Here is a 12540-nt window from a genome sequence, read left to right as displayed (position 1 = left end):
AATTGTGATAGAATGAAAAAGAGGTCGTTTGCTTATCATAAGCAAACGACCTCTTTTGAGTCATTAGTTGACACGCAACTCAGTGTCACCGGTAGTTAAAATATCTAGTACAGAGTTAAGTGAAATCTGCATGATTCTACGTACTGAAACATCTGTATAATGTGCAATGTGTGGCGTAAAGATGATTTTTTCATGCGACAATACACGCTCTAATAACGAATCATTTAACTCTTTTCCTTCAAAGTTTTTCGGAATAAAGTTTGCTTCGTTTTCATAGGTATCTAAAGCAGCTCCTGCCAGTAACCCAGTATCGAGCGCCTCGATTAACTCTTCTGTATCTACGACAGAGCCACGTGCAGCATTGATGAAATAAGCGGACGGCTTGAATTTTTTAAACATCTCTAGGTTAAATTGATGAAAATTATCTTTTGTTGCCGGAATATGTAAAGTGACGATATCAGACATTTCAACGACTTCTTCAATTGAATTTTTGTATGTGACAATTTCTTTGGCAGCTTCGCTTTCGAAAACATCAAATGCTACTATTTTAGCGCCTAGACCTTTAAATAGTTTGGCAGAGGTTAACCCGATTGAGCCTGTGCCAATCACTCCAACGGTCATTTCATTAATAACACCTGCACGAATTGAAGGTTGCCATCTAAAATCATGACCTTGAACTTTTTCTTCAATCAAGCGACTTTTACGGACTAAAGTTAATGCCGACATCAAGGCAAATTCCGCAATCGATTCAGGCGAGTAGCTTGGAACGTTACTAATAATAACACCTTGTTCTTTCGCTTCTTCTAAATCATAGTAATCTACACCGGCACTTCTTTGTGCGATTTGGTGAATACCGTATTCTTTAATAATCGGGTAGATGTCATTTGGTACAGGAGAATTTTGACTAGTTGAAATACCGTCAAATCCTTTTGCTAAAACTACATTTTCCAACGAAAGTTGTTCTTTAACTAATTTGACTTCAACATTATGGTCTTTCGCCCATTCCTTAGTTAAGTCAACTTCTTCTTCTCTAACATTAAATACAATGATTTTCTTCATGTGATAATCTCCTTTTTCTATTTGTTTTCTCCAGCAAATGTAAAAATATCATCTTTGTATAAGTTCATTTTAATAAAAATTGTATGGGTAATAATCGCAATTCCTAGTGGGACAATAAGATATTGTACGACCAAAATAAGAATATTTACTAATGGACTTTGATCCATAAATGAGTATGCATTAATGGGGCCTGCTAAACCAGTTAAACCAAAGCCAGCAGAAGCCGTTGTTCCTTGAATTTTAAATAGGTATGCAGCGATACCTGTTACAAAAGAATTAATCACGATGGGTAAAATCATAATAGGGTTTCCTAAAAAATTAGGCATTAACATTTTAGGACCTGCAAAGAAGAGTGCAAAAGTCGTCCCTTTGCTATTGACTTTAGAAGAACCGTAAGCCAAGGTGAATAATGTTGCGACAATACCGACGTTTGCTGCTCCTGAAGCCAATCCTGCCAGAGAAATAGCGTAAGCGATGGCCACAGAAGAAAGAGGGGTAACGATAATAAGTGCAAAAGAAACAGCGATAAAAATCGTCATTAATAATGGCTGTAAGTTGGTAAAGTTTTCAATTAAATTACCAAGCCCTCTTGTAATATAACCGACATAAGGAAGAGTTAACATTCCGATAAATCCAGGAATCATCGCACCTACGATAGGCAACATGACAATCCCAAGATTGGCGATTCGGTTATTGTACCAAAGAATAAAAAGTGCTGAAATAGAAGCAATTAACATCACATTAATTAAGTCACCAGTGCCATATAGCCCCCACTGACCATCTGTTAATCGGATGGAGCCTCCTCCAATCAGCGTCGCTCCCATTAATGAAGCGGCTTCAATTCCAGTAAATTTAAATTGTAAAGCAGTAAACATCCCCACCAATACTGGAACAGTAAAAGAAATCATCGTCACATTTTGTTGTAACATTGCAAATAAAGGGTGGTATCCAGAAAGCGCTTTAAATATTTCTCCAAAAATAGCGTTAGGAATTAGTCCTACAACGATCCCCATTGCTGCGCCATTTAAAATTTTGTTTAAAAAAACTTTTACATTTATTCTCTCCATATTCATTCTCCTTTTTAATGTATCTTTACTTCAACCTAATAACTCCTTTCTTAAATTGTGAAAAACTATTAATCATTTTCTCCTTTCATAAGTTATGTGAATTGTATCACGTTTAAAAAATCTAATCTATCATTATTTTTATTTTCCTAAACATTTTAATGAATTATATTCACTAATTTCTTAAAAAGATGGTTTTTTTATGGTTTTAATATAAATTTTGGATTTATTATTCTCTCCGTTTTTTGAATATATTTTCACAATAGAAGGTATTTACATCTCAATAAACTATCTGATTCTAATATTTTATAAGATATCATTTCACGGAGATGAAATATAAAAATTGATGATATTTAATGATAATAAAAATGCGGGGAAGGCAACTTTACATTAGAATTTGAAGAGAATTTACTCATAATTTAAAGATTTGACTAGTTTTTATAAAAAAAAAGCCTTTCTAAAAAGGCTTCTCATACAAAAATTATATATCGCAAGCGCCGTCCTCACAGCCAGGTGCTTGCGTATCACCCATCATCTGAAGTGGCGCAGCTTTTTTAGGTGTTGCCCCGACTTTTTCTAACACTTCTTCAAAAACAGCAATCGGTTGTGCACCGCTAACGCCGTATTTTTCATCGATAACAAAAAATGGCACGCCCGTAATCCCAATAGCTTTCGCTTGTGCTTGATCTTGACGAACCTCTGTTAAGAATTCATCCGATTGAAATACACGGCGCACGTCATCTGCATCTAAGCCAACTGACGTGCCTAACTTAACCAGCGTTTCTTCATCATTAAGATACGCCCCTTCACTAAAGTAAGCATGTAACGTTGCTTCGACAAAAGCATTTCCCAACCCTTTTGTTTTAGCGAATTGTGCCACGCGATGAGCATTGACTGTATTCGTAATCTTAATTTTTTCAAAGTCATAGTGTAAACCAGCTTGCTTCGCCATATCAATCACGCGACCGTTATTTTGTTTGGCTTCCTCATAGGACATCCCATATTTATCTGCTAGCATTTGATTGGCATCCGAATAGAAATCGACAGAAGTCGTTGGGTCGAGTTCATAGCTGTGAAAAACTAATTCAACATCTTCGTAATTTTCTAACGCTTTTTCAAGGTGACGTTTTCCAATGTAACAGAACGGACAAGCAAAGTCAGACCAAATATCAATTTTCATAAAATTCCCTACTCTCTTGATCATAATAAACTTATTTTAATTCAGTTTCACAAGCAATGTCAAAAAATCGGTTCGTCTATTTTTAGAAAGATTCTAAACAAAAAGGTAGGATATGTTATTATCCTTTAGATTTCGCAAGTGATAACGATTTTATCATTTGAAATTCATTCTCAATTGGGCTAAAATATAGAGGCTAGGAACATAGTGAAAAAATATGAATATATTTGGAGGGAAACACGCATGGCGGTTTTAGAAATAAAAGATTTACACGTGTCGATTGAAGACAAGGAGATCTTAAAAGGTGTTAACTTAACAATGAATACAGGTGAGATTCATGCGATTATGGGACCAAATGGAACAGGGAAATCAACCTTGTCAGCAGCTATTATGGGACATCCTAATTACGAAGTAACAAAAGGAGAAGTCCTGTTAGATGGTGAAAATATATTAGAATTAGAAGTAGATGAACGAGCTCGTAAAGGTATCTTTTTAGCCATGCAATATCCAAGTGAGATTGCTGGAATTACTAATGCGGAATTCATGCGTGCGGCAATTAACGCAACACGTGAAGAAGACGATAAGATTTCGGTCATGGATTTTATCACAAAATTAGATGAAAAAATGGCTTTGTTAGAAATGCCAGAAGAAATGGCAGAGCGCTACTTAAATGAAGGATTTTCAGGCGGAGAGAAAAAACGTAATGAGATTTTACAATTACTGATGATAGAACCGACCTTCGCGATTCTTGATGAAATTGACTCTGGACTTGATATTGACGCTTTGAAAGTAGTATCCAAAGGGGTTAATGAAATGCGTGGCGATGATTTTGGCGCGTTAATTATTACACACTATCAACGATTGTTAAACTATATCACGCCTGATGTGGTTCATATTATGATGGACGGTCGCGTAGTTAAAACAGGTGGAGCTGATTTAGCGAAACGTTTAGAAGCAGAAGGCTACGCTGGCATTAGTGCTGAGCTAGGAATTGAATTATCAGAAGACTAGAAGGGAAGAATGTAGATGAAAGATGTGACGTGGACAGATTATACGGCACAGATTCAAGACTATTCCCTTTCACAAGGTGAACCGGAATGGTTATTAAATCGCCGTATACAAGCGTTAGAAAAAATCGAAACATTGGCTTTACCGATGATTGAACGCGTTAAAATTCATCGTTGGCCGTTAACAGAAGTGACGACTATGATAGACGATACAGTTTCAGGAGCGGTCTATGACTTTGAACAAGTCGAAAATAATCCCTTGATTGTGCAACACAGTACGCAAACATTAGTGGAACAAATGCCCGCTCATCTAATAGAAAAAGGTGTGATTTTGACTGATATTCAAACAGCAGTTCAAGACCACAGCGATTTGGTTGAAAAGGCGTTAATGCAACAAGCAGTTCACTATGATGAAGACAGATTAACGGCGTTTCATATGGCGTTTATGAATAGTGGCATATTCTTATATATTCCCAAAAACGTTGCGATTGAAGAGCCTGTAGAAGCGTTATTTTATCAAGACAGCCATGCGAATACTAATTTTGTTAAGCATGTATTAATCGTAGCGGAAGAAAACAGTGAAGTGAGTTACTTAGAGCGATTCCAAACAGTGGGAGAGGGCACGGAAAAAGCGACAGCGAATATTGTCGTGGAAGTCATTGCCAAACAAGGAGCTAAAGTAAAATTTGCAGCGATTGACCAACTAGGTGAACACGTGACAACTTATATTAATCGACGTGCTAATGTCGGTCGCGACGCCTCAGTGGACTGGGCTATCGGTATTATGAACGACGGCAATGTTGTTGCTGATTTCGACTCTGATTTAGTGGGAGAAGGCTCACATTCAGAAGTAAAAGCTGTGGCGATTAGTGCTGGGCGACAAACACAAGGGATTGACACACGGGTAACCAATAGCGGTCGTCATTCAGTCGGGCATATCTTGCAACACGGTGTCATACGTGAACGTGGTACTTTAACCTTTAACGGTATCGGTCATATTTTAAAAGGGGCAGTCGGAGCAGATGCTCAACAAGAAAGTCGAGTTTTAATGCTTTCTGACCAAGCAAGAGGTGACGCTAACCCTATTTTATTAATCGATGAAAATGAAGTCACCGCAGGTCATGCTGCAAGTGTTGGACGTGTCGACCCGGAAGAAATGTACTATCTCATGAGTCGCGGTTTGGAAAAGACGGAAGCAGAACGTTTGGTTATTCGTGGATTCTTAGGCTCTGTTTTAACAGCGATTCCAATTAAAGCCGTGCGTGATGAATTAGCAGAAGTGATTGAAAGGAAGTTAAGCTAAAATGATGCTAGGAGATAAACGACGTAACGATTTTCCCATATTACATCAAACTGTGAACGATGAGCCATTGGTGTATTTAGACAATGCCGCAACCACGCAAAAGCCTCGTCAAGTCTTAGAAGCGATGTCTTACTACGACAAACATGACCATGCAAACGTTCATCGTGGTGTTCACACATTAGGAGCACGTGCTACTGAGGCTTATGAAGCAGCGCGTGAGAATGTTCGTCAGTTTATCCATGCTCATTCGACAAAAGAAGTCTTGTTTACGAGAGGAACGACGACCAGTTTAAACTGGGTGGCACAAAGCTACGGTGATGTTGCGGTAAAGGCTGGGGACGATATTTTACTTAGCTATGCCGAACACCATGCCAATTTAGTTCCGTGGCAACAACTTGCTAAACGTAAACAAGCGAATCTCGTCTATATCGACTTGGATGAAGAAGGTCGATTAGATATGACGGACTTTCAAACCAAACTTTCATCTAAAACCAAAATCGTCGCACTGGCACATGTGACCAATGTTTTAGGAACGATTCAACCTATAAAAGAAATCGCCCGATTGACGCATGAAGTGGGGGGCGTTATCGTTGTAGACGGTGCGCAAAGTGTGCCGCATATGGTAGTGGATGTTCAAGATCTGGACGTAGATTTTTATGCTTTTAGTGGGCATAAAATGTATGGACCAACAGGAATTGGAGTCCTATACGGTAAAGAGAAGTGGTTAGAACAAATGTCGCCCGTAGAGTTTGGTGGCGAAATGATTGAGTTTGTCCATCTTTACGAGAGTACTTGGGCGGACTTACCATGGAAATTTGAGGCAGGAACGCCAAATATGACAGGGGCGATTGGATTAAGTGCTGCAATTGATTATTTGACAACAATTGGAATGACGACGGTCATGCAGCATGAACAAGCCTTAATGGCCGACGTCTTACCTCGTTTACAAGCGATTGAAGGTGTAACTGTTTTCGGCCCGACATCACCATCGGAACATGCTGGTGTTATTGCCTTTAATATTGATGGCATTCATCCACATGATGTCGCAACCGCTATGGACATGCAAGGAGTTGCCGTACGAGCGGGTCATCATTGTGCGCAACCTTTAATGAAATGGCTTGATGTGCAGGCGACAAATCGTGCGAGTTTAGGCCTATATACGACACAGGCTGATCTCGATCAATTTATTCAGGCAGTCATTGCCACAAAGGAGTTTTTCCAAAATGGGACTATCTAGACTAGACATGTTGTATCGTCAAGTGATTTTAGATCATTCCAACCATCCACGTCACTTCGGTTTAGAAGAAGACGGCGTTCATGAAGTGGAGTTACATAATCCGACATGTGGCGATATTATTAAATTACAACTAACGATTGAAGACCAATGTATTAAAGACGCTCGTTTTGAAAGTAGTGGCTGTTCTATCAGTACGGCAAGTGCCAGTATGATGACGGAAGCGATTATCGGAAAAACAGTAGAAGAAGCGTTAGCCCTTTCTGAAACATTCTCAGAAATGGTGCAAGGACAATCAATCGAAAATGAAAAAGCACTGGGGGATGCGGCTTTATTAAAAGGAGTTGCGAAATTTCCAGCACGCATAAAATGTGCCACACTAGGCTGGAAAGCACTAGAAAAAGGCATTACCGAGCAACAAGATACGACGGAAATTCGTCAGTTGCACCAAGAAGAGGAGTGAAACCAAGATGAGTGAAACAGAAATTCCAGTAGTGGGTGATTATCAGTATGGTTTCCGTGACGATGTTGAGTCTGTTTATAGTACTGGAAAAGGACTGACGGAAGATATCGTACGCGAAATTTCACGCGTCAAAGAAGAGCCAGAATGGATGTTAGATTTTCGTTTGAAGTCACTGGCAACCTTTAACAAAATGCATATGCAAGAGTGGGGACCGGATTTATCTGATATTGATTTTGAAAACCTCACTTACTATAAAAAATCAAGTAATGAACCAGCTCGTGACTGGGAGGACGTACCTGAAAAAATCAAAGAAACATTTGAACGTTTAGGTATTCCAGAAGCAGAGCAAAAATATCTAGCCGGAGCTTCGGCTCAGTATGAGTCAGAAGTCGTTTATCATAATATGAAGGAAGAGTTTGAAAAGCTAGGAATTGTCTTTACAGACACGGACTCGGCATTGAAAGAGTATCCAGATTTGTTTAAACAGTATTTTTCAAAATTAGTTCCACCAACGGATAATAAACTAGCTGCTCTTAACTCAGCTGTTTGGTCAGGCGGAACGTTCATCTATGTGCCAAAAGGCGTCAGATGTGACGTTCCACTACAAACGTACTTCCGTATTAATGATGAAAATATGGGACAGTTTGAACGAACGTTGATTATTGTCGATGAAGGTGCAAGCGTGCATTATGTTGAAGGTTGTACGGCACCAACTTATTCAACAAGTAGCTTGCATGCTGCGATTGTTGAAATCTTTACGTTAAAAGATGCCTATTGTCGCTACACAACTATTCAAAACTGGTCAGATAACGTGTATAACTTAGTCACTAAGCGTGCGCGTGCTGAACAAGGCGCAACAGTCGAATGGGTAGACGGTAACTTAGGAGCGAAAACGACGATGAAGTATCCAAGTGTCTATCTTGAAGGAGAAGGCGCACGTGGGACAATGCTAACTGTTGCCTTTGCGAATAAAGGACAAATTCAAGATACTGGGGCAAAAATGATTCATAACGCACCCAATACTTCAAGCTCGATTGTCTCAAAATCAATCGCAAAAGGTGGCGGAGAAGTCAACTATCGTGGTCAAGTGACTTTTGGCAAGAAGAGTAAAGGCTCGATTTCTCATATCGAGTGTGACACGATTATTATGGATAATTTATCGAAGAGCGATACGATTCCATTTAATGAAATTCACAATAGCCAAGTGGCGTTAGAACACGAAGCGAAAGTGTCTAAAATCTCAGAAGAACAGCTCTACTACTTGATGAGCCGTGGTCTGTCAGAAGAAGAAGCTACTGAGATGATTGTCATGGGATTTGTTGAGCCCTTTACAAAAGAGCTACCAATGGAATACGCAGTAGAATTGAACCGTTTGATTTCTTATGAGATGGAAGGGTCTGTTGGTTAGTATTTATAGGTAGGCTAGAAACGTTGTTGTATAGACGTTTCTAGCCTTTTTATTTTGTGTTAAGTCAAGAGTGACCTTGAATTTGACCTTGACGGGGTCAATTTTCCATAAATTGAGCAAAGACATCACCAGTCTTTTTAATTGCTTTTTCTGTTACGTGGGTATAAATGTTCATTGTAGTTTTTATATCTTTATGTCCAAGTCGTTCCTGGACTTCTTGGATGTTCACACCACTCTCGAAAAGTAAACTACAATGGGTGTGCCTAAAACCATGAGGCGTGATAACTTTTAAATCCTTATTTTTACGATAAAGCCATTTTAACCAGTCGTTAGCTATTTGAGGATAGTATAAATGGTTCTTAGTATCTGTAAACATGAATTGTTTATCATCTCTAATATTAATACCTCTAGCAAAGTAATATTGCCTTTGGGTAGTTCGCCATCTTTTGAGGATATTTATTGTTTCTTGATCAATATAAATTTGTCTGACTGATGCAGTCGTTTTAGGTTCTTGGATAATTACCTTATTAAACTCATCAATAGCCAACGTTTTACCGATATTAAGTGTTTGGTTATCAAAGTCTACGTCATTCCATCGAAGACTTAAAACCTCACTTTTTCTCATTCCTGTGTAGCCTAAAATCCTAAAGAAAGTAAAAATCTTATAGTTTGCTATACCTTGTGTGAAGTCTAGAAACTCATTGAGTTCCTCCTTTGAATAAAAATTAATCTTTTTATCCTCTTCTTTTTTACGTGGAAGTGTAGTCTTAGCCATTGGATTATCTTTTATAACCTCAATAGATACACCATACTTTAATATTTGAGATGTTTGTTTTCTCAGATATGAATATTGTTTATATTCCTTGTGCCAGCTATTTACGACTTTTTGACAGAAAGAAACAGTCAACTTGTCTAGTTTAATCTTAGCAAAGACAGGCAGTATCTGATTTTTAGCATATCTTTGAGCTATGGCCACGCTAGATGGCTTAACCGATAAGCGATATTGTTCTAACCAGGTATCGTATAACTCTTGGAATGTAATCACCTTTTTACGATTAAACCCATTCTCAATAACCTCATGTTGTAACCTTTTTTCCTCTAGTTTTGCCTCTTTTAGCGTATCAAAGCCACGCCTTGTAGTTGTTAGCTGCTTTCCTGTAACCTCATCAATGCCTAGATAGGTTTTAAAAAGCCACTTCTTAGATCCGTTCTTTAGTTCGTATTGTTTAAATTGTGCCATGGTTGTTCATCCTCCTGTATTCTCTTGGACGTGTGAGATGTAAGGAGATTGTCTACTTTGATTAAGAAAGATATGTCAGCTTACTATAATTTAACAGTTATATCTCCTTCGAAAAATTCCATATCTATTTTTACTAATAACTCTTTTTTTCCGAAGTCAAACTCTTCTTTTCTTACTAAGTATCTTACACATCTTGCGAGTTCATTCTCTAATTTATTAGTAAAATCGGCTTTAAAAGTAATATTTAAATGATTTAAAAATTTCTCTTGAAATTTTTCATGTAATCCGATAGGTTGTGGCTAGGTTAATCAAAGTAAATTGACGGAAAAGTGTTAACCAATATTAACTTTTAAATCTATAGGTAAGGTTTTGGCAAGGTAAACAACCTCACAAAACCTCACTTCAAATCTTATATAAGTTTTGAGAACTTGACTAAACATGACTTTTAATTGCTTATAGAGACTGTTTTGTTATCAAATGTTCTGGATTACTACGTTATCATGCTAAGAAATGATAAGGTTAAGCTACCTATAGGCTTAGAAATGCTGAGATTAAACTTCTTATATGCTAACAAATGCTAACGTTCATGCCTATATACTAAAGATGTAAGCCTAAAATGTTAAGAAATGTTAAGGTTGAAACGAGTATATGGAACCATTTTTTATTTTACAAAGTAAAATTATTGCTTTTTACAATGTAAAATCAATCGGTCGAGAATTCGGCTGCCCTTAACTTTAAGGTGAGCACAGTTTTGTGCTGGCCTAATAATATTTTGTTATGATTGATTAAAAGGAATGATCTAGATATTAGAGATGAAGTTTGTTAATGAAGATGAAATAATCGAAAGACTATACAAGAAACTTGAGGAGCACATTGATAAAATAGTGGTGTTAAATCATATTGAAAGGCCATTAAATATGATTCAGATTGTTAAATTTTTAACAGTCAGTACAGATACTGTACTTTCATACGAAAAACTAGGTATGCCATGCGGTCACATAGGTAAACGTAAGTTTTATGATAGAAAAAAGTGTATAGATTGGCAAACAAGTGCAAAGATTGATGAATTAATATGATTTATTCTACACACTATTAACAGGGTGTGTTTTATTGTGTATAATTTTAAATAAAAGGAGTTTTGTTAGTTATGGATAAGAAGAAATTAAGATATGCAATTCTTAAAAAAATGGATGCTAAAGAGAATAATATAACCGCTGACATTTTTGGTGTGACAGAAGATGAGTTCTTTGAAAATGTTACTTTCCTCAGTCGTGAAGGCTATATTACAAAACCAATGTATGCAAGTGACATAGTTTATAGTATGAGTTTTTCAAAAATAACCGAAAAAGGAGAAAATTATTTAGAAGAAAATTCTACGTTAAACAAGGGCTATAAAATAGCTAAAGAAGTAAGAGATTGGATTAAATTGTAGTTTATTAAAGATATAAACATCTCTACCTATCATTTTACAGGGAACGTCAGTTCTCATATAATGACAATATAGTCCTTTGAGATTATATTAGCTGAGATGTAAGATACCATTGTTATCTTATGTCTTTTTTGTTTTAATAGAAGGTAAGCTAATATAATTATTTGGAGGAGATAAGTGTGACAAATAAGCAAATGGATATTAATGATATTTATGATAAAACAATAGCTATGGTAAAAGATAAAGAAAAACCTATAGAAGCATCAGTGGAGTTGTTTTTTATTAAAGAAAGTGATAATGGTAATAATATATTGCTTTATCGACCACAAATAGATAAAGGTATTCCCTCTGATTTAATAACCTTTTTTACGAATGCATTTCAAATGAAAAGTAATCGAGATAAAATTCAGGAGGAATACGATGTAGTGATGCAGCATCAAGGAAATAATTTCGTGATAGTAGAGAAAGACAAATTTGATGGAACTAAAATATTTTGGGATTTAATAGAAAAAGAAGAATATCAGACAACAATGAAAGGGTATAGTACTGAAGATTTTTTTGCTTATGGTTTTAAAGTAAAACTTTCAAATGATCAATGGTTTGCTTATATAGGTGAACTAAGTAGTTTGTCTAGACTATCTAAAACTAAAATATTAGGTAATTTGAGCGATGATAGATTAAAGAAAGTAGAAAAGAAAGATCATATAGGTTTTAATAAAAACATGTCGATGATTTTGAGTGATGATCAAATTTTGATAAAAAATATTAGAATTTTTGAGAAATGTTGCGATATGGATACTGAGTTTATAAAGCAATCTAAGCTTGTTTTAGAATCGATTAAGGCGCATAACGCAATTAAAAATATTGATAAGCTTGAAATTACAGCTTCTGATGATCCTCGTATTGCTAGAAGGTTAACTAAACTAAATAATGATCCTACAAGAGTAAGTGCTTTTTTTGGTAATATAAAAAATGTTAATAAAGTTTTGAAAGACAAAGAGTTTTCAGAACATTTTAAAGGAATAAAGTTTGATGGTAAGCAATTAGAGTATGATGAAAAATTAAGGCAACAGTTTATAACTTTGATTGCGGATGCCGCTTATAAATCTATTGTGGGTAACAAGAAAAGAATAGATAAATCTTTATAAAGAACTTA

At 36.5% G+C, this 12540-nt stretch carries 12 protein-coding genes; 8 read left to right on the top strand and 4 right to left on the bottom strand.

Annotated features, from left to right (window positions below; genetic code table 11):
• Positions 1-63 precede the first annotated feature (63 nt).
• The 3 genes from M2919_RS03500 to M2919_RS03490 all read right to left on the bottom strand — a co-directional run bounded on the left by M2919_RS03500 (position 64) and on the right by M2919_RS03490 (position 3303).
• The gene (locus M2919_RS03500; protein WP_202585544.1) at positions 64-1059 is read right to left on the bottom strand and encodes a D-2-hydroxyacid dehydrogenase; all 996 of its coding nucleotides are present in this window, start codon (positions 1057-1059) and stop codon (positions 64-66) included.
• 17 nt (positions 1060-1076) lie between these two features.
• Positions 1077-2126: a PTS sugar transporter subunit IIC gene (locus M2919_RS03495; protein ID WP_248849286.1), complete on the bottom strand. Its 1050-nt coding sequence runs from the start codon at positions 2124-2126 to the stop codon at positions 1077-1079.
• A gap of 478 nt (positions 2127-2604) precedes the next feature.
• Entirely contained in the window at positions 2605-3303 is a 699-nt protein-coding gene (locus M2919_RS03490) for a DsbA family oxidoreductase (protein WP_222317318.1), read from the bottom strand.
• A 240-nt stretch (positions 3304-3543) separates the two neighbouring features.
• Between M2919_RS03490 and sufC the strand changes: the two genes are divergently transcribed.
• Genes sufC through sufB form a run of 5 tightly spaced genes read left to right on the top strand, consistent with a single transcriptional unit; the run spans position 3544 to position 8715 of the window.
• On the top strand, positions 3544-4311 hold the full coding sequence (sufC, locus tag M2919_RS03485; protein WP_248849284.1) for a Fe-S cluster assembly ATPase SufC: 768 nt from the start codon (positions 3544-3546) through the stop codon (positions 4309-4311).
• Between the two features lie 15 nt (positions 4312-4326).
• Complete coding sequence (gene sufD, locus M2919_RS03480; RefSeq protein ID WP_248849282.1) at positions 4327-5610, top strand: Fe-S cluster assembly protein SufD; 1284 nt, start codon at positions 4327-4329, stop codon at positions 5608-5610.
• 1 nt (position 5611) lies between these two features.
• Positions 5612-6847, top strand: coding sequence for a cysteine desulfurase (locus tag M2919_RS03475; RefSeq protein ID WP_248849280.1), 1236 nt, complete (start codon positions 5612-5614; stop codon positions 6845-6847).
• Positions 6834-7307 (top strand): Fe-S cluster assembly sulfur transfer protein SufU, encoded by a 474-nt coding sequence (sufU, locus tag M2919_RS03470; RefSeq protein ID WP_248849279.1) that lies wholly within the window; start codon positions 6834-6836, stop codon positions 7305-7307. Before M2919_RS03475 ends, sufU begins: the two co-directional genes overlap by 14 nt.
• 7 nt (positions 7308-7314) lie before the next feature.
• The gene (gene sufB / locus M2919_RS03465; RefSeq protein ID WP_023606136.1) at positions 7315-8715 is read left to right on the top strand and encodes a Fe-S cluster assembly protein SufB; all 1401 of its coding nucleotides are present in this window, start codon (positions 7315-7317) and stop codon (positions 8713-8715) included.
• A 97-nt stretch (positions 8716-8812) separates the two neighbouring features.
• Here the strand turns inward: sufB and M2919_RS03460 are convergent, their stop codons facing one another.
• Positions 8813-9955 carry a site-specific integrase gene (locus M2919_RS03460; RefSeq protein ID WP_248849277.1) on the bottom strand — a complete coding sequence of 381 codons (1143 nt, stop codon included), beginning with the start codon at positions 9953-9955 and terminating at the stop codon, positions 8813-8815.
• An 812-nt stretch (positions 9956-10767) separates the two neighbouring features.
• Between M2919_RS03460 and M2919_RS03455 the strand changes: the two genes are divergently transcribed.
• From M2919_RS03455 to M2919_RS03445, 3 genes are all read left to right on the top strand, one after another.
• Complete coding sequence (locus M2919_RS03455; RefSeq protein ID WP_248849275.1) at positions 10768-11031, top strand: hypothetical protein; 264 nt, start codon at positions 10768-10770, stop codon at positions 11029-11031.
• Between the two features lie 71 nt (positions 11032-11102).
• Positions 11103-11387 (top strand): YjcQ family protein, encoded by a 285-nt coding sequence (locus M2919_RS03450; RefSeq protein WP_248849273.1) that lies wholly within the window; start codon positions 11103-11105, stop codon positions 11385-11387.
• Positions 11388-11563: 176 nt separating this feature from the next.
• Positions 11564-12532 carry a Kiwa anti-phage protein KwaB-like domain-containing protein gene (locus M2919_RS03445; protein WP_248849271.1) on the top strand — a complete coding sequence of 323 codons (969 nt, stop codon included), beginning with the start codon at positions 11564-11566 and terminating at the stop codon, positions 12530-12532.
• Positions 12533-12540: the final 8 nt, after the last annotated feature.

It is taken from the genome of Vagococcus lutrae, assembly GCF_023299185.1.
GTDB classification, from domain to species: Bacteria; Bacillota; Bacilli; order Lactobacillales; family Vagococcaceae; genus Vagococcus_A; species Vagococcus_A lutrae.
This window is presented reverse-complemented; position numbering and strand designations above follow the sequence as displayed.